The sequence below is a fragment of the Streptomyces sp. NPDC045956 genome (assembly GCF_056430705.1).
The window spans coordinates 144,528-162,948 of the sequence record NZ_JBWKKZ010000009.1 but is presented as its reverse complement, the minus strand read 5'-3'; the positions used below and the strand labels follow the sequence as shown (position 1 = coordinate 162,948).

General features: G+C 66.5%; 10 protein-coding genes. 2 read left to right on the top strand and 8 right to left on the bottom strand.

Annotation, left to right across the window (positions count from 1 at the left end; all coding sequences use genetic code 11):
* Positions 1-303: 303 nt before the first annotated feature.
* The 8 genes from AC07FV_RS24050 to AC07FV_RS24015 all read right to left on the bottom strand — a co-directional run bounded on the left by AC07FV_RS24050 (position 304) and on the right by AC07FV_RS24015 (position 16,254).
* Positions 304-1,962: a protein kinase domain-containing protein gene (locus AC07FV_RS24050; RefSeq protein WP_469643681.1), complete on the bottom strand. Its 1,659-nt coding sequence runs from the start codon at positions 1,960-1,962 to the stop codon at positions 304-306.
* 51 nt (positions 1,963-2,013) lie between these two features.
* Positions 2,014-5,244 (bottom strand): type I restriction endonuclease subunit R, encoded by a 3,231-nt coding sequence (locus AC07FV_RS24045; RefSeq protein WP_478692955.1) that lies wholly within the window; start codon positions 5,242-5,244, stop codon positions 2,014-2,016.
* 37 nt (positions 5,245-5,281) lie between these two features.
* The gene (locus AC07FV_RS24040) at positions 5,282-6,529 is read right to left on the bottom strand and encodes a restriction endonuclease subunit S (protein WP_478692956.1); all 1,248 of its coding nucleotides are present in this window, start codon (positions 6,527-6,529) and stop codon (positions 5,282-5,284) included.
* Between the two features lie 53 nt (positions 6,530-6,582).
* Positions 6,583-8,658: a type I restriction-modification system subunit M gene (locus AC07FV_RS24035; RefSeq protein ID WP_478692957.1), complete on the bottom strand. Its 2,076-nt coding sequence runs from the start codon at positions 8,656-8,658 to the stop codon at positions 6,583-6,585.
* A gap of 152 nt (positions 8,659-8,810) precedes the next feature.
* Positions 8,811-11,309, bottom strand: coding sequence for a S8 family peptidase (locus AC07FV_RS24030; RefSeq protein ID WP_469643685.1), 2,499 nt, complete (start codon positions 11,307-11,309; stop codon positions 8,811-8,813).
* A 133-nt stretch (positions 11,310-11,442) separates the two neighbouring features.
* A complete protein-coding gene (locus AC07FV_RS24025) occupies positions 11,443-12,429 on the bottom strand; it encodes an AAA family ATPase (protein WP_469643688.1) in 987 nt (328 codons plus the stop codon).
* A 329-nt stretch (positions 12,430-12,758) separates the two neighbouring features.
* Positions 12,759-14,111, bottom strand: a complete 1,353-nt coding sequence (locus AC07FV_RS24020) for a class I SAM-dependent RNA methyltransferase (protein ID WP_479089352.1) — start codon at positions 14,109-14,111, stop codon at positions 12,759-12,761.
* A gap of 79 nt (positions 14,112-14,190) precedes the next feature.
* Positions 14,191-16,254 carry an APC family permease gene (locus AC07FV_RS24015; protein ID WP_479089351.1) on the bottom strand — a complete coding sequence of 688 codons (2,064 nt, stop codon included), beginning with the start codon at positions 16,252-16,254 and terminating at the stop codon, positions 14,191-14,193.
* Between the two features lie 694 nt (positions 16,255-16,948).
* On the opposite strand from AC07FV_RS24015, the gene AC07FV_RS24010 reads away from it, so the two are divergent.
* Entirely contained in the window at positions 16,949-17,620 is a 672-nt protein-coding gene (locus AC07FV_RS24010) for a potassium channel family protein (protein WP_479089350.1), read from the top strand.
* Entirely contained in the window at positions 17,620-18,297 is a 678-nt protein-coding gene (locus AC07FV_RS24005) for a potassium channel family protein (RefSeq protein ID WP_356612574.1), read from the top strand. The genes AC07FV_RS24010 and AC07FV_RS24005 overlap by 1 nt, the downstream gene beginning before the upstream one ends.
* Positions 18,298-18,421 lie beyond the last annotated feature (124 nt).

Below are 18,421 nucleotides of genomic sequence, written 5' to 3'. Positions count from 1 at the left end.
GTTTCCGCGAGAGCCTTCGGGGGCGTGAAGATAGTGTGAGACCCTACGTACTGCTCGACCAGGGAGCTCGCGCCCCCCCGGTCACCGGGAATCCGTGATCCCCCCATGTGTCCCCCGCGACCTGGGGGACAGCTCCCCCTTCTTCGCATGGATGCACCTCCGGAGCGTGCGGGAACAAGAACCTAGATAGCCCTGATTCTCGCTGGTCAGAGGCAATTGCACAGTCTTGCCAATCCATCCGCGCATTGTTGCTGCCCGAACGGACAGCACCGCTGTGTTTTTGTGGGCGGCCCCAGTGAGACCTCAAGCTGCGAAGCGGTTAAGGCGCTTTTCGAATGCGTCGATGTCGGCGAGGTCCGGGGCGTTGGGGCCGCGCAGGCGTTCGGTTGCTTCACGCAGTTCCGCGACGGCGCGGCGGGCTTCGGGGAAGCGTTCACGGGCCGCATAGAGGCGAGCGAGGTTGGCGAGGGCGTCCAAGTGGCGGTCGACAGCTTCTGTGTCGTCGGGCTCCCGGGCATGGGCGGTGTAGGTGCGGAACGCTTCGATCGAGGCTGTCGACTCACCAAGGGCCATGCGGCACTGAGCGGCGTAGTAGAGGCAGAGTAGGGCCTGTTCGTCGTCGGCACCGTAGCGGGCACTCCAGGCAGCGCCGACCTCGTCAAAGAGCGCGGCGGCTTCGCGGTGGGCGCCGGCCAAGAATCGGACTTGGGCCAGGGAGAACGTGAGGTCGTCGTGCAGGACGCCGTCCTGGGCGCGGTGGATAGCACCGGCTAGGAGGTCTGCTGCTTGGACGAACTTGCCGTCCTGAGCGAGCTGTGCGGCGAGATCAGCGGCTTCGTTGGCCTCGGCGTCGGTGAGGAGGGCGGGGGCTGCCTCCGTGACAGCGTTCGGTTCGGCCAGGACGATTTGCGTCGGTGAGTAACCGGTCGGAGCGGGGCGCTTGGACGGGCCGCTGAAGGGACGGTGGAAGGGCTGGCGCGGGTCGTACTCGGCCCGCATAGTGTCGGAGTCATCCTGCCTGTAGACCCAGGGCAGCAGCGCGTCGTAAACCTGGGAAGCGGCCAGGCGGCGTTCGGGTTCCTTATTCAGCATGCCCAGGAGGAGGTCCTCCAGCTCCTGGGGAAGGTCGCGGCGCCTAGTGCGGATCGGCGGTGGGTCGGTACGCACGTGGTGCCAGGCGTGGGAGCCGTTGGCATCGGCAATAAATGGCGGTCGGCCGGTGAGAAGTTCGTACAGCACGCAAGCCAAGGCGTAGATGTCGGAGGCCGGGCCGACTTCGTTGGCAAGGCTCTGCTCAGGGGACATGTAGGGCGGGGTGCCGACCGTCATGCCCTCTTGGGTAAGGCGGGGGTGGTTGCCGGAGCCGCGCAGAGCGGCAACTCCGAAGTCGAGGACCTTGACGACGCCGTCGGGGGTGATCATGAGGTTGGCGGGTTTGATGTCGCGGTGCACGACGTCGTTGCGGTGCACCTCGTCCAATACGGAGGCGATCTGTACGCCTGCTGCTGCGGCCCAGGAGATGGCCAGCGGTGAGACGTCGTAATCCGTGTCATCGATGAGGGCCTGCACTTCGCGTCCACGCAGCAGCTGCATGACCACATAGAGCTGGTATGTGGTCTCGTCGATGCCCGTGTCGTAGATGGCCGGGATGCCGAGGTGTTCCAGGGCTGCAGTGGTGCGGACTTCACGCAGGAAGCGGTCGCGGCGGTTGGCCAGCATCTCGCTGGCGCCGAGGCCGGGGACGCCGGGCAGACCGCGGGTGTCAGTGAGCATCATCTTGACCGCGACACGGCGGTCTAGGCGCTCATCGTAGGCATGCCAGACCTCGCCCATGCCGCCGGCGCCGATCGGTCGGTCCAACCGGTAGCGTCCCGCGATCACGCGGGACGACGGCCCTCCGGCGCCCTCGGTCAGCGCATCATGGAGCCCATCGTGCGGCACTGCAGCGATCCCTTCGGCCACGGTGCCTGCCCAGCACCGGAGTTTGACATGAGGCGGGACTTTCGTTGCAGGTTACGCATCGGCCGGCAGGGTGGTTCCCGCTTCGCCAGATTTGATCGCTGCGGCCCGCTCGGCGGTGGCTCGTCGCTCCGCTTCCCGACGAGCAGGCCGGCGAATGAGCCCGTACGCCTGCTGGGTAGCGACCTGTTTGAAGATCTTATTGATGAGAGGGTCGTCGTAATACCGCACGAGCAGGGCGTCGTTGGACTTCGCCTGGTCAATCACGATGCGGTCCATGTCCTTGTCGACCTCGCGTCGGAAGGTCTCCTCGTCGTTGTGCAGACCGATTCGCTTCAGGTCCGGATCCTCCGACACGGCGACGACAAGCTGGCCGAGAAGGATCTGGTCGGTGGTGGACAGACCGATTCCGTACTCGTCGTTGACCGACTCGATGACCTGGGCGAGGGACTTCTCCTCGACCTCCGGGCCTGCGCCAGCGGGCTGTGGGACAAGACCGGGCAACAGTTGGAGACCCTCCGCCTTCAGGTTGAGCTCGGCCGTTCCGGTCTTGCGGACATTCATGTGGCTAGGAGTGACCTCGCCAATGTCCGCGCTTGCTGAGCCGACCGGGAGCCGGAGGCGGCGTACCAGGAACCTCCCGTATTGGTAGAGACGCTCCAGGTCCTCGTTCTCGAAGCCGATGACGTGGGAGAGCCAGCCGTACGCTTTGACGTAGGAGTCCAGGGCGCGTCGGAACTCCTGTGCTGCGTCCGGCTCGTCCTCGGCCAGGGCGTTGAACCGGTCCACGGCGGGCTGGGTATAGGCGTACAGCTTCGAGTGTGCCTTGGAGACCGCAGCGTCGGTGGCCGTGCCGTTCTTGAAGGCGGCGAAGTAAGCGGTGACGAAGGCGTCCATCTCCGCCTCGATCAACAGCCGATAGGCCATCACCTCGTCGTGCCGGGTGAACAGAAAGTCCGGGTCAGTCGGCTCGGAGATCGACGCCTCGTAGTACTGCTGAAACGCCTCTTCGATCACCTCGGGTTTGTTCGCGAAGTCCATCACGAACAAGTCCTCGGCCGACTTCAAGGGGTGCGTGCGATTCAGCCGAGACAGCGTCTGCACGGCGGCGAGGCCGGCGAGTAGCTTGTCCACGTACATCGTCGTCAGCAGGGGCTGGTCGAAGCCGGTCTGATACTTGTCGGCGACGACCAGGATGCGGTACTCGGGCCGGGGCACGGACGGCGGCTTGGGGTCGTCCAGGCGACTGTAGGCGAAGGCTTCGGGCAGCTTGCCTTCTGGGAAGCCGTTCAACTTCGCCTCGGTGTACTCGATCTCGTCCAGACTGAGGGTCCCGGAGAACGCCACCAGAGTGCCGCAGTCGGTGTAGCCGCAGCGCTCCACGTAGCCGCGGATCGCCTGGTAGAGGCGCACGGCGTGCTCGCGGCTGGGAGTGACGACCATGGCGCGGGCCCGGCCGCCGAGCCGATTCGCGGTGTGGGCGCGGAAGTGATCCACAATGATCTTCGCCCTGGACTCCAGGGATGCCGCGGACATCAGCGCAGCCCGCACCAGCTTGGCCTTCGCCTTGCGCGGGTCAACCTGCCGCTCAGCCTCGTCCGCGGCGGCCTGCTGCAGCTTGAAGTACGTGCCATAGGTGACGTAGGTACCGAGCACGTCGAGGATGAAGCCCTCCTCGATGGCCTGCCGCATCGAGTAAATGTGGAACGGCTCCATCTGGCCCGTGAGGGCTGCCTCGGTCCCGAACAGCTTGAGGGTCTTGTCCTTCGGGGTTGCGGTGAACGCGAAGAAGGACAGGTTGGGCTGCTTTCCGCGGGCCAGCGCGGCCGCAGTCAGCGGATCCCCGTCCTCATCGACCGAGCCATCGCCCAGCTTGCCCAGCATCCGCTTCAGCGCGTCAGTGCCCTTACCTCCCTGAGATGAGTGCGCCTCGTCGATGACGACCGCGTAGCGGCGCTCGCTACCAAGCCCGGACGCTTTATCCAGGATGAACGGGAACTTCTGGAGTGTCGTGATGACGATGCGGGCAGTCGCCCCGGTCAGTGCGTCAGCAAGCTGCTGGGAATCATCGTCGACGCGCAGCACTACGCCTGGAGTGTGGTCGAACTGGTAGATCGTGTCCTGAAGTTGCTTATCCAGCACCCGCCGGTCGGTGATGACGATGACCTTGTTGAAGACCTGCTGATTGGGCCCGAGACCCTTTGCCTGGGCGGCGTCCGGGTCCAGGAACGCGGGGTCTTCGGGAGTGTGCAGGGAGGCTAGACGATGGGCGAGCCAGGCGATCGTGTTCGACTTGCCCGATCCTGCTGAGTGCTGGATCAAATAGTTTTCGCCCGCACCGTGAGTGGCCGCGTGGTTCGTCAGCTTCCGCACTGCGTGCCACTGGTGGAACCGCGGGAAGATCAGCGGCTGCTTGTGTGCGGAGCCGGGACGGTAGCGGGGGGCTTTGCCGGCCTTGGCCGCCTCGTCCTCCACATGCAGATACCGGTGCAGCAGATCGAGCCAGTTGTCGCGCTGCATCACCTGCTCGAACAGGTAGGAGACCGCGTACTCCGCCCCTGGAGCAGCCGGCGGGTTACCTGCGCCTCCGATGTTGCCCGGACCGCCGGTGCCCATGTTGAACGGAAGGAACCGCGTCCTCGCCCCGGCCAGACGCGTGGTCAGGAACACCAGGTCGGGATCAACCGCAAAGTGCACCAAGCTGCGACGGGCGAAGAACAGCTCGTTCGGGTCGCGGTCGGTGCGGTACTGCCGCTTCGCATCCTCGACCGACTGCCCAGTGAGGGGATTCTTCAGCTCGGCCGACGCGATGGGCAGTCCGTTCACGAAGAACGCTAGGTCCACGGACTTGGTCGGCTCCGCAGCGGAGTAGCGGAACTGCCGCACTACTGTGAGCCGGTTCGCGCTGTACTCATCCAGCGCTCCCGCGGCCAGGGTGTGGGCGGGCCGGAAGTACGCCAGCCGCAGCTTGACGTGGCGCTGGACCACCCCGTGACGCAACACGTCCAGCAGTCCCCGCTCATCTATCTGCTTGGCCACATGCGCGGCGAACCGCTTGATCGCGTGCTCCTCCGTCTCCCCGTACGTCTCCATCAATCGCTCCCACGCCTCAAGCTGAGATTCACGCAGAAACGCTGACAACTCCGCGGTGTCGATGCCGAGCTCGTGGCTGTATGCCGTCGCCGGACCCCGCTCCCACTCGCTGCGGAGCAGGGCCGCCTCGACGGCGTCCTCGAAAGCGCCCTCGGTGTGGGCCTCGTGCGCGCGTGGAGGAGTAGTGGGCATATCAAGGCTCCGTACGTGATCAGTGGGAGGCTGGTCGTTACGCGGGGGTGTCCTGGCGGGCTGTGGTGACGTCAAGCTGACCAGTTACTGCGGCGGTGATGAGGGCCTGGCGTCGCTCAATGAGGACAGACAACTGTCGGTCGACGGCTGCACGAAGTCTGTTCGTGCTCTCGGCGCTGCGCTCCACTTCAGCGACAAGTGTGCGCTGTTGCACAGGGGTAGCCGTAGGGATTGGCCACTCTTTGATGTCCTCGCCACGAAGCTTGACCATGGACTGCGACGAACCCCGCGCCGCTGATTCGATGAGCAACCGGACCCGGCTGCTGAGGGCCACCTGGGCGACGAAGGCGGCTTCAACCCCTCGCACGAGCCCGATTCGGTAGATCAAATCGGGTAGCAGCAGGCGCTGGGCATCGTCGGTGGCCACGGCGACATCCCCCACCAGACTCGGTGTATTGGCGCGCGTTACGAGAAGGTCTCCCGGGCGGACCTCGTAAGCCCGGGTTGGGGCAATTTCTTCGGGGAGCCGCTTATTCTCTCGGTGATCGAATCTTCCTAGCTTCACGGCACTGAGCTTGAGGACACCCCACTCATATTTCCCTTGCCGAGGCACGGCCTCACATTGAGGACTCTCCCCCTGCTCAACCTTGGTGACGAAGCGCCGCAAGGGCAGCTCTCCACATGACGAGGCAAGTTCGTCGATCAGACTGTCTCGAAAGGCTCGCTCCCGCTCATCCAACTTGTTCCGTGTACTGAGCTGCAGTGTGACCAGTTTGTCAAGGCGGGCTGTTTCGGCGTCGAGGTAGTCAGCGATGCGGCGCTGCTCCTCCAGCGGTGGGAGCGGCAGCGGAAAACTTTGGATCTTGCTGCTATTCGTTGATGCCAGGTTCGTGGTTCTTGTTCCTGTGCTCTCGAAGTAGCAGCGCCCATACAGCGACTGGGTCAAGTAAGCGAGAAATCGACCACTGAGACGCTGCGGATCGGGGCGAATCGCGAAGATGTGGTTCTGGTGCAGGCAACCTTCCAGCTCTCCTCGCCAAACCGTTCCACGGCCGAGTTTATCTAGGTCTCCACCTTCGGTCATGAGAACGTCGCCGGGACGAAGCGTGCTGCGACGGGCAATGCTTCGGGGCACGGTGATCTCCGTAACCGATTCAAGGTTAAGGCTTCCTGCTTGGACGTTGGCGACACGCAAGTACGGGCGCGTGACGACGTCGCCTGTGACGTCTCGTTTGGCGTCGACGGTCAGCCCGTTCTGCAAACGGGCGACGTAGCCGAGGCGCACCAATTCATAGTTTCCAGGGAGCCTGAGCGAACGCGGGTCGAAAGATGCAACGTTCACTGGGCTACTTCTCCGAGTAGGACCTGAATTTCCATCTCAAGAGCCTTCAGCTCTGCGTCAATCTCCGCGAGGGGCCGCGGTGGCGTGTACACATAGAAGTATCGGGTGAACGGAATCTCGTACCCCACGCGGGAACGCACGGTCTCCTTGTTCTTGGGGTCCTTTGACTCTGCGATCCACGCTTCTTCGACGTGCGGTTTCACCTCCCGCTCGAAGTATGCGTCGATGTCTTCGCCTAGCGGCACGTTCTCCGCGTCCCGTAGATCAGGGTCGTGCTCGACCTGTCCCTTCTTGACGTATTGGACCTCGCCTTCCGGGTCCGGGACGCCGACTGCGTCGCGCATCGCTTTGTCGAACGGCTTGCTCTTTGGCCAAGTGATGCCTGCCTGTTCCATCACCGCGCCTAGAGCGATCCACGCCTCGGCTTTGGTCTTCCAAGTACTGCCCAACAGGGACTTGAGCGCGCCTGCCAACTTCTCCGGCCCGCCCTCTCCGAGCTCCTTTTCCACCGCCTTGGCCGCCCGCAGCACGTCGAGTGAATCCTCAGTAACCTCGAACCGCAGTTTCAGTGGCCGGTCTACAGTAATGCGCTGGTAGCCGAAGTCATCTGCGTCGAAGACTTTGACCTTGTCCGGCACGGAGTGCTGCGAGCCGTCTCCAGAGCGGGTGAGGTGGTATGCCTCCCCGTACCAGGCGCAGATCTCCTTTCGCTGGTCTTCCCTGATCTCCTTGCGCTTGTTGCTCAGCGACTTCCGCATCTTGGACCACTGGTCCCGCGCGTCGATGAGGATGATCCGGTCCTTGAGGTTCTTCGGCTTGCGGTTGGACACGATCCAGACGTAGGTCGAGATCCCAGTGTTGTAGAAGAGCTGGTCGGGCAGGGCGACGATCGCTTCCAAGTAGTTATTCCTGATGATCCAACGGCGGATCTCGGACTCGCCCGAGCCGGCGCCGCCGGTGAAGAGCGGGGAGCCGTTGAAGACGATCGCGATGCGACTGCCGCCGATCTCTTTGCCTTCGGCGTCCTTCTTCAACGGCCGCATTTTGTGGATCATGTGCTGCAGGAAGAGGAACGAGCCGTCGTTGATTCGAGGTAGTCCGGCGCCGAAGCGGCCGTCGTATCCGCGATCTTCATGCTCTTGCTTGACCTGCTTTTCGACCTTCTTCCACTCCACGCCGAAGGGCGGGTTGGCGAGCATGTATTCGAACTGCTCGTCCTCGTGGCCGTCCTGGGTGAAGGAGTTGCCGAAGTGGATGTTGGAGGCGGCTTGGCCTTTCAGCAGCATGTCAGAGCGGCAGATCGCGTAAGACTCAGCATTGAGCTCTTGCCCGAAGACGTTCACGCGCGCGTTGGGGTTGAGGGCTTTGATGTGGTCCTGGGCCGCGGAGAGCATGCCGCCGGTGCCGCAGGCAGGGTCGAGGATGTCGATTACCGGCGCTGCGCCGGTGAGGCGCTCGCCGTCTGGAGCCAGGAGCAGCTCGACCATCAGCTCGATGACCTCGCGCGGGGTGAAGTGCTCACCGGCGGTCTCATTCGAGGCGTCCGCGAACTTGCGGATCAGCTCTTCGAAGACGTAACCCATGTGGTGGTTGTCCACGGCCTCGAGGCTCAGGTCGATGCCAGCGAACTTCTGGACCACGAGGTAGAGCAGGCCGGCCTTGGCCAAGCGGTCGATCTGCAGATGGAAGGCATAGTGGTCGAGGATCTCGGTGGCCTCTGAGGAGAAGCCGCCGATGAAGTCCTTGAGGTTCTTCTCGACCTTTTGCGTGTCCGGGTCGGCACCGATGGTGGCGAAGGTCTGGCGGGAGAGGTTGTAGAAGTCGCGGCCGGCTGTGGCACGCAGGACCGCATCCTTGTTCTGACCCGCGAAGGACTCGGCACGTTCCCATACGGCCTCGCGGGTGTCCTTCATCACGCAGTCCATGCGGCGTAGAAGCGTCATCGGCAGGATGACCTTGCCGTACTCGGAGCGCTTGTAGTCGCCCCGTAGCAGGTCGGCGACCGACCAAATGAAGTCGGCCAGCTCCTGATTCTTGTCGCTCACACGCCACCTTCTTGTGTTGTTCCGCATGGAGGGTTCGGCTGATCGCACCGTACCGGAGAGGTGTGACAGGGCTAGCGTACGGAAACCGGACGGGCCGCAGGGCTGCGGTCGATGATCTCAAGATGGCCGGAAGCATGCCCGTCAGGGCCGCCGACGCTGGGCTGCGCCCGCCTGGTCACCTACCAGCCAAATTCCATCTGGATGGGGATGCCGTCCACAATCTCGGTCTGTGCGTGTGGAGTGACCTCGACCGGCACGCCAAGCTGGGTTGCGATGGGGGTGTACAGGTCGGTGGAGACCTCTGGCGTGCGAAGGGAGATCAGGAGGGCGTAGCTGACAGGGCGACCGATTCGGTCATTTCGCTTGTTCGCCTTCCACCAGCCGCCGACAGGGTAGACCGCGAGCGTGCCGCAATCGGCGAGCTCGGTCGCTGATCCGCGCCAGATGTCCGCGTGCAGGGAGCCGAGATTGCGGAATCGTGGGCCGACCAGCCAGTGACTGTGGGACTCGAACGCTTTCGGGTTGCCGATCCCGTCGCTTTCGTGTTCTGCCTGTTCAGCCAACCGCCTCTGGAAGGCGTCGCCTGATTCGGTGGGGCCCTTAATGGCGAAGCGCAGGCCGTGTGAGGCGTAGCTGTAGCGGCCGAGCATGCCACGCCGGCCGGGGTTGGGCTCGATCATGTAGGCGAGCGTCACGCGCAGGTCCACGGTGGTTTCGGCCAGCTCGCGCAGTTGCTCCAGCGGCCACGGCAGTTCGTGCAGCTTGAGTTCGGCCAGCCGGACCTGCCCGCCCTTGACCCTCTTGAACGGAACCAGGGTGTTTTGAATGATCATCGTGACGGCGTTGGAGGCGCTGCTGCGGATGCGTTCGGCGGTGGGCACGCCCCAGCCGTAGCGGCGGATCACCTGCCGCATGACCTCACCCTTGGCCAGTCTGGGAGTCCCGGTCTTCTTGAAAAGGCCCTGGTCGACCATGGCCGGCGTCCATTGGGCCTCGTGGACGAGCAAGGCGCGGACAGCCTCCGGTCGTAGTCCGGGATAAGTGCTCATCGCCGTGGCGGCCAGTGCTGCCGCCTGTGCGGTGGCAGCACTGGTGGCGTTCGTCCAGGTCAGCTGACGCGCGGGGTCGTGGTGGGTGGTTGCCACGCTCACCAGTTCGTGCTCGTCCAGGAAGCTGTCGTCTGGCGCGACGAGCATATTGCCGCCTTCCAGGACGATGTCGGGCTTGGTGATGGCTGCGTTTGTGAGCGCCACCGAGGTTCGACTGAACGGCGACAGGCCGCCTTGGACGACGAGTGGCCGATACCCACGGAACAAGGGAGTGTCCGGGACGGTATCCAGGTGCGTGCAGGCCCCCACGGTGAGCACGTTGTGCGCCTGGGCAGGTTCCTCAATACGCGACAGGTCGGAGAGCAGCAGGGGATCCAGTGTGCCTTCCTCAGTGCGCATCTGATGGGGCACGGCACCACGGACGTTGCCTGCGCTGACGATGATCAGCCGCGACGCCTCAGGATCCGGTGCGCCGATCAAATCGATGCGGTCGTCTCGCACGGTCACGTCCGTGCCCGCCGCCAGAGCATCCAGGGTGGCCGACCACAGGGTTGCTGTGCCGTCGACACCGTTCTCGCCTTCCCCGGACTGCCGCGTGACAGCCATCGAGAAGACGCGGGCGGACGGCATGGGACCACCATTGCCGATTTCGGCGGTCGCTACAGCGTTCGCGGTCGTCTCGGCGCAGGTCCGCGGCGACTTTGCCGGCGCGTAGCTGTCGTCGAGGATCTTCACGGACTCCAGACCGTGGCTGAGAACCACTGGGCCTTTCGACTCAAGGGCGGCAGCGAAGTCCCCGAACAGGGCGAGGCCGGCCATCTGCGTGCCGTGTCCGCTGCGGTCGGCTGGTGTACTGCCTGGCAGCACGCTGTAGGCCCGCTCGTGCAGTGCGCGCTTGAGTAGCGAATGTTCCTGGGCTATGCCCGTGTCCAGGATGCACACCGCGGGGGCCTGCGGATCGGCCGGCTCAATGCGCTCGGCGAGATCTTCGACGAGGTCCACGCGGAAGGCGCGGTCAACAGCGTAGAGGCCCTCAGCGAAGGTCGGCCTGCGGATCTCGACAGGGCAGGCGTTCGTGGCCAGCAGGACCGTGAGCTCTTCGCCGGTCGTCGCGACGTGCGCGACAAGACGCTCGCCCACATGGATCGCCCGGTCGCTCAGGCGCCACTGCCGCTCGCCAGCAAGGGCACGCAGGGTGACAACCGGATCCGTCGGCGGGATCCGTGGATCAAACCACAGCTCCCACCACCGCTCCTCGTCCATGGGCGGCAGATCCTGCCGCTCCTGCCAGAGGTGCTCCAGAAGCGCTCGGTGGACCTGCTCCATGTTGGCCACCAAAGGGGCTTGCTTCGGGTTGCCCCCGTCGGTGTCCTCGGTGAAGGCATGGATCCGCTGCGTGAACGAGGTGACTTTGTCGAATGGGACCCAGACCAGCGCATCCTGCGGACCGTCGTCTGTCTGCGGATGGCTGCTCATGAGGGTCAGGCCCGAGCCGTCGAGACGCTCCAGCGACAGCGGGTGGTCACGCGCTGCTTCGATCCGCACTGCGAAACCGTCAGGTTGGAACGCGTCGGGGGTCTCGTGGATGAGCTGGGCCGCTTCGCGTTCGGCTTTCTCAAGGCCGTCCACCAGCGCAGCAGCGTGCCCGTGACGGTCTTCGCGCTGGGCTAGGTCAGGTCCGCCTCCGCCAGAGGGCTCGGGGCGCGGGGTCAGCGTGGCGGCCCGCCAGGGCACCACCAAGTGCGGAGTCGCTCTTGCGGGCTCAGGCATGGTGGGAGGCGTGCCGCTCGCTCAGCGCTTCCAGCAGCAGCTGCTCGTCCACTACGTCTCGTCCGGCCAGGATGGCCCGCTTGGCTGCCGCTTCCGCCGCTTTGACCAGCTCGGCATGGCTCAGACCGGATGCACTGTCTGTCACGGCGTCCCACCGTACTGTGCCTGTATCCATTCCGGCTAGCCGTCGGCGCATGACCTCCACGGCTTGCTCGGGCGTGGGGGGACCGTACGTGGCGATCATGTCGAAGCGGCGGAAGAGCGCCCGGTCCAGAAGCTGGTGGTGGTTGGTGCCGGCGACGACCAGGCTCTCAGAGGGAGCCTCGTCCAGGAACAGCAGGAACGAGTTCAGGATCCTGCGCGCCTCGCCGACGTCGTTGCCTGCCGCTCGCTCGGCGCCGAGGGCATCGAATTCGTCGAACAAGTAGACAGCGCGGGTCTGGGCGACCGCGTCGAAAACCAGGCGCAGTTTTGCTGCGGTCTCGCCCATAAACCGACTGATCAGCCCGTCCAGGCGGATGGTGAACAACGGCAGCTTCAGCTCGCCGGCCAATGCTGCGGCGGTCATGCTCTTTCCGGTTCCTGGAGGCCCGGACAGCAGGATGCGGTGCACTGGAGTGAAGCCAAAACGCTCCAGCCGGGCGCGCTGACGCTGCTCGTGCAGCACGCGGTCCAGAGACGCTCGTAGCCCCGCGTCCAGGGTCATGTCGTCAAGTTGGGTATCCGGGTAGCCCGCTGTCAGAAGACTGGTGAGCTCGCCACGGGGCTGCACTACCGGGGTTGCGGCACTCCGGCTGCTGGCTCTGCTCTGCTTCTGCTGCGCGGTCTCAACCAGCTCACGCAGTTCCACAGCGAACTTCCCCTGCCCCTGGCGAGCGGACTTTGCCGCCACCTGCAGGGCGACGCTATAGAAGAGGTCGTCGTTAGCTTCGGCGTGCGCTCGCACGAGAGCTTTCAGGTGCTCGGCGTTCGCCGCCATACGCCTGTCACCCTTCCGATGCCAGCTATCTGTGAGGGGGGTCTACCCAGGAGCCGATGGCCACCTGCGCCGCCTGCATCGTACGGCTCAAGGCGGCAGAGTGTTGCCTGGACGTTCCCGCTCACCGCCCGTAGCAGCGCACTGTCGATCAGACCCATGCGGCGAAACCTGCCCCACAGAGTGGCCATCAGAGCGTCTGAGCAGCGACACAACTGGCCTGACACCCCATCAGAACGAGCGTCAAATGAGCGTCACGAGCGTCATTTCAGCGTCAAGATATCGCCCGTAACGCCCACACCGCACATAATGCGCACGCACAAAACCGCAGGTCAGGAGCCCTTTGCGGCCGGTTCGAGGATGGCGACGCACTCCACATGATGCGTCATCGGAAACAGATCGAACACCCGCAGCATCCGCACCCGGTACCCCCCGTCCCGGAAGTACCCCAGATCCCGTGCCAGCGCCGCCGGGTCGCAGGCCACGTACGCGATGCGCCGTGCGCCCAGGGACGAGAGGTGCTGGACCGTCTTGCGGCCCGCGCCCGCGCGCGGGGGGTCCAGGACGACGAGGTCCGCCTCGGAGATCCCCGTGCGGGGCAGGACCGCCTCGACCTTGCCCTGTTCGATGCGGACGCGGTCGAAGGCGGCGAGGTTGTGCCGGGCGTCCTCGACGGCGCGCTTGCCGGACTCGATGCCGAGGACCGCGCCCTTGTCGCCGACGCGGTCGGCCAGGGCGCCGGCGAAGAGGCCGACGCCGCAGTAGAGGTCGAGGGCCATGTCGCCCTTGCGCGGGAGGAGACCCTGCATGACCGCCTTGACCAGGGTGTCGGCGGCCTGCGGGTGGACCTGCCAGAAGCCGCCGCTGCCCACCCGGTGGGTACGGTCGTCGGCGCGTTCGCGGACGAAGGCGCGGCCGTGGACGCGGTGGACCCCGCCGTCCTTCTCCTCCACCCGCATGACCGAGACGGGCTTGTCGAGTTCGACGAGCGGGAGGCGGGCGCCGGGCCGCGGCTCCAGGATCACCATGCGGTCCTGGGAGCCCGTCGCGGCGATCGCCTCGACCGACTCCATGCCGCTCCAGTCCCGCCGCTCGATGCCCAGCTCGCTGACGCCCTCGGCGGCGATCATGCAGTGGTCGATCGGCTGCACCTCGTGCGAACGGTGCTTGCGCAGGCCCGCGCGCCCCTCGTCGTCCACGGCGTACTGCACGCGCGTGCGCCACGACGGGACCTGGCCGGCGGGCACCTTGTCGCCCTCGGCCGGCATCACCGTGCCGTCCCAGCCGGCCTCCTCGGGCGTGAGGCCCGCGAGGCGCTTCAGCTGCTCGGCGACGACCTCGCCCTTGAGGCGGCGCTGCGCTCCCGGCTTCGCGTGCTGCCAGTCGCAGCCGCCGCAGCGGCCGGGGCCGGCGAAGGGGCAGGGCGCCTCGATGCGGTCCTTGGACGCGTCCAGGATCTCGACGGCGTCGGCGCGCAGGAAGCGGGCCCCCTCCTCCCCCTCGGTGACCCGGGCCACGACGCGCTCGCCGGGCAGCGCGTGCCGGACGAACAGCACCTGTCCCTCGGAGGTGCGGGCGATGCAGTGGCCGCCGTGGGCGACGGGGCCGATCTCGACCTCGTACTCCTCACCGACCAGCGAGACCGCCCGGGACTCCGCCTGCGACTTCTTCGGTTCTGCCTGCATGGCGGGGTGACTCCAGAGAACGGTGACGACGGGGGACGGACGCCGGAGGGCGAGCGTCGAAAGGCAACAGCCGTCCAGTCTACTTCGACGTGGAGCCGTCCTTCGCCCGGTCGTGGTGGGCCGGGCCGCGCCGGACCGCGCCGGGGGCGTTCCAGTCCTGCCGTTTGCGGGCCCGGCGCTTGGCGGCCTCGGAGGACTGGAGCTGGTAGGGGACGGAGGTGACCATGACGCCCGGCGTGAAGAGCAGGCGGCCCTTGAGGCGCAGGGCACTCTGGTTGTGCAGCAGGTGCTCGTACCAGTGGCCGACCACGTACTCCGGGATGATCACCGAGACCGCGTCGCGCGGGGACTCCTTGCGCAGGCTCTTGACGTACTCGATGACCGGACGGGTGATCTCGCGGTACGGGGAGTCCAGGACCTTGAGCGGTACGGCGATCCCGCGCCGCTCCCACTCCTCGCGCAGTGCCTTCGTCTCCTGCGGGTCGACGTTGACGCTGAGCGCCTCCAGGGAGTCGGAGCGCATGAGCTTGGCGTAGGCGAGGGCGCGCAGGGTGGGGCGGTGGATCTTGGAGATCAGGACGACGGAGTGGACCCGGGAGGGGCGCACCATGTCGTCGCTCTGGGCCTCCTCGGGGTCCTCGGGGGCGGCGATCTCCTCGGCGACGCGGTCGTAGTGCTTGCGGATCGCCGTCATCGTCGCGAAGAAGATGCACATGCCGAGCAGGGCGACCCAGGCGCCGTGGGTGAACTTCGTGGCCAGCACGACGACCAGCACCAGGCCGGTGAAGAAGGCGCCGAAGGCGTTGATCGCGCGGGAACGGTGCATGTGGCGGCGCTTGGCCTGGTCACGCTCGGTGGACAGGTGGCGGTTCCAGTGCCGGACCATGCCGATCTGGCTGAGCGTGAAGGAGACGAAGACACCGACGATGTAGAGCTGGATCAGGCGCGTGGAGTCGGCCCCGTAGATGAAGACGAGGAGCATGGCCGCGCCGGCGAGGAGCACGATGCCGTTCGAGAAGGCCAGGCGGTCGCCGCGGGTGTGCAGCTGGCGCGGCAGGTAGCGGTCCTGGGCGAGGATCGAGCCGAGCAGCGGGAAACCGTTGTACGCGGTGTTCGCGGCGAGGAAGAGGACCAGGGCGGTGGCCGCGGCCAGGACGATGAACAGGAAGCTGCCCTCGCCGAACACGGCCTCGGCGACCTGCGAGATCACCGGGTGCTGGACGTAGTCCGCGCCGAGCGGGACGCCGTCGTGGAAGAGGTCCTTGGCGGGGTTCTCGGACATGCGGACGTCGGTGGCGGAGGCCAGCGCGATGATGCCGCAGAACATGGTGACGGCGAGCAGGCCCATCAGCGCCAGGGTGTTCCCCGCGTTCTTCGACTTGGGCTTGCGGAAGGCCGGAACGCCGTTGGAGATCGCCTCGACGCCGGTGAGCGCGGCACAGCCGGAGGAGAAGGCCCGCAGGAGGAGGAAGACCAGCGCGAAGCCGGCCAGCCCGCCGTGCTCGGGCTTGATCTCGTAGTCCGCCGTCGGCGCGCGCATGGTGTCGTCCAGCACCAGCCCGCGGAACGCGCCCCACGCGATCATGATGAAGACGCCCGCGACGAAGACGTACGTCGGGATCGCGAAGAGGCTGCCCGACTCCTTGACCCCGCGCAGGTTCATCAGCGTCAGCAGCAGGATGACGGCGACCGCGCAGAGGACCTTGTGCTCGACGACGAACGGGATCGCCGAGCCGAGGTTCTCGATGCCGGAGGAGATGGAGACGGCGACGGTCAGGACGTAGTCGACCAGCAGGGCGCTGGCCACCGTCAGGCCGGCCTTGGGGCCGAGGTTGGTGTTCGCCACCTCGTAGTCGCCGCCGCCGCTGGGGTAGGCGTGCACGTTCTGCCGGTAGGAGGCGACCACGGTGAACATCAGCACGACGACCGCGACGGCGATCCAGGGGCTGAAGTGGTACGCCGACACGCCCGCGATGGACAGGACCAGCAGCACCTCGCCGGGCGCGTACGCCACGGAGGAGAGCGGGTCGGAGGCGAAGACGGGGAGGGCGATGCGCTTCGGCAGGAGTGTTTCCCCCAGCCGGTCGCTGCGCAGTGCGCGCCCGATCAGAATCCGTTTGGGCACGTCGGTCAGTTTGGACACAACAGAGGATCGTAAGCGTTCGAACGAGCGCCCGCCCACCCGCCACCCCCGATCCCTCCTCCGTCTGCCCTCCGTCTGCCCTCCGGGTGAATTCGAGGGCGGTGCGGCTGCGGATTCCGTAGGTTGCGAGGTCTGCGTGTCTATATGGCTGCCTATATGACAAACACCGCCCGAATGCCGTCGAGGGCGCGGCCGTTGCCGCGTCTGGGAGGTCCCATGCACCTGAGCGCAGAGCTGATCGGCGGCGCCGCGACGCTCCTCGGCCTCGGATTCCTGACTGTCGCCAGCATCCGCAGCATCGGCCGACGGGGGTCCTCCGCCGGGGGCTGAGGCCAGGGGCTGAGGCCGGGGGCTGAGGCCGGGGGCTGAGACGGTCCTGCGGGCTCCGGAGGCTTGGCACTACGTTGGGTGCCTGCGTGTGGTGGATGCGGGCAGGAGATCCGGTTCCCCCCGGGCGGGGGCCGGCTTCCGGCGGAGGGGTCCGGCTCCACGGACGGTGGGACCGGGCTTGCCGGCCAGGGGGAATCCGGCTTCCCGGGCCCCGAGAGGGTCCGGCGTCGCCGCCCACCGGCATGATGTTCCCCTGCGGCCCGCACACCGGCCGCGACGTGTCGCCAGGCGAGCCGAAAGAGAGACATGAGCAGGACATCCACAGAGGCCGGCGGGCGCCCCGCAGGAAGCGGGGTGTGAGGCGATGCACATCGTCATCATGGGCTGCGGACGCGTGGGCTCCGCCCTCGCGCAGACCCTGGAGCAGCAGGGGCACACGGTCGCCGTGATCGACCAGGACCCGACCGCGTTCCGCCGTCTCGGTTCCACGTTCGGCGGTCGGCGGGTCACCGGTATCGGCTTCGACCAGGACACCCTGCGCGAGGCCGGCATCGAGGAGGCCGGTGCCTTCGCGGCCGTCTCCAGCGGCGACAACTCCAACATCATCGCCGCGCGCGTGGCCCGCGAGATGTTCGCCGTGGAGAACGTCGCCGCGCGCATCTACGACCCCCGCCGCGCCGAGGTCTACCAGCGCCTGGGCATCCCGACCGTCGCCACCGTGCGCTGGACGGCCGACCAGATGCTGCGCCGGCTGCTGCCCTCGGGCGCCGAACCGCTGTGGCGCGACCCCACCGGCGGCGTCCAGCTCGCCGAGGTGCACACCTCCGCGTCCTGGGTCGGCCACCGGATCAGCCGGCTCCAGGAGGAGACCGGGGTGCGGGTGGCGTTCCTCACCCGGCTCGGGGAGGCCATCGTGCCCACCTCGCAGACCGTGTTGCAGGAGGGGGACCTGGTGCACGTGATGATGCGCACCGACGAGGTCCACAAGGTCGAGGCGGCGTTCGCCCAGGGTCCCGAAGAGGAGGGCGGTCACTGATGAGGGTCGCCATTGCCGGAGCCGGTGCGGTCGGCCGTTCGATCGCGGGCGAGCTGCTGGAGAACGGCCACGAGGTCCTGCTCATCGACAAGGCGCCGACCGCGATCTCGGTCGAGCGCGTGCCGATGGCGGAGTGGCTGCTCGCCGACGCGTGCGAGATCACGTCCCTGGACGAGGCGGCGCTCCAGCGCTGCAACGTCGTCATCGCCGCGACCGGCGACGACAAGGTCAACCTCGTCGTCTCCCTGCTGGCCAAGACGGAGTACGGCGTTCCGCGGGTCGTCGCCCGGGTGAACAACCCGAAGAACGAGTGGCTCTTCAACGAGTCCTGGGGCGTGGACGTCGCCGTCTCCACCCCGCGGCTGATGTCGGCCCTGGTCGAGGAGGCGGTGAGCGTCGGCGATCTGGTCCGGCTGCTGCGCTTCAGCCACGGCGACGCCAACCTGGTGGAGCTGACGCTGCCGGAGGAGTCGGCGCTGGCCGGCACCCAGGTCGGCGACGTCGAGTGGCCCGAGGACACCTCGCTGGTCACGATCATCCGCGGTACCCGGGTCCTGACCCCGTCGCGGGAGGACTCGCTGGAGGCGGGCGACGAGCTGCTGTTCGTGGCGGCACAGGCCCGTGAGGAGCAGCTGGAGGACCTGCTGTCGGCACGGCGGACCGACACCGCGCGCTGAGCCGGGGAGGGACCCGCGGCGCGACGCGGGGACGCCGACGTCCGTACGACGGTGGGGGCGCCCGGAGATCTCCGGGCGCCCCCCCCTTTTTGCGGGAGTGGTATTTACCCTTTAAGAGGGGGTG

Excerpts from the sequence above, each read along its gene's own strand:
- AC07FV_RS24005 (WP_356612574.1), top strand. The coding sequence starts at position 17,620 with ATGAGGGTCGCCATTGCCGGAGCCGGTGCGGTCGGCCGTTCGATCGCG.
- AC07FV_RS24020 (WP_479089352.1), bottom strand. The coding sequence starts at position 14,111 with ATGCAGGCAGAACCGAAGAAGTCGCAGGCGGAGTCCCGGGCGGTCTCG.
- AC07FV_RS24035 (WP_478692957.1), bottom strand. The coding sequence starts at position 8,658 with ATGCGGAACAACACAAGAAGGTGGCGTGTGAGCGACAAGAATCAGGAG.
- AC07FV_RS24025 (WP_469643688.1), bottom strand. The coding sequence starts at position 12,429 with ATGGCGGCGAACGCCGAGCACCTGAAAGCTCTCGTGCGAGCGCACGCC.
- AC07FV_RS24010 (WP_479089350.1), top strand. The coding sequence starts at position 16,949 with ATGCACATCGTCATCATGGGCTGCGGACGCGTGGGCTCCGCCCTCGCG.
- AC07FV_RS24045 (WP_478692955.1), bottom strand. The coding sequence starts at position 5,244 with ATGCCCACTACTCCTCCACGCGCGCACGAGGCCCACACCGAGGGCGCT.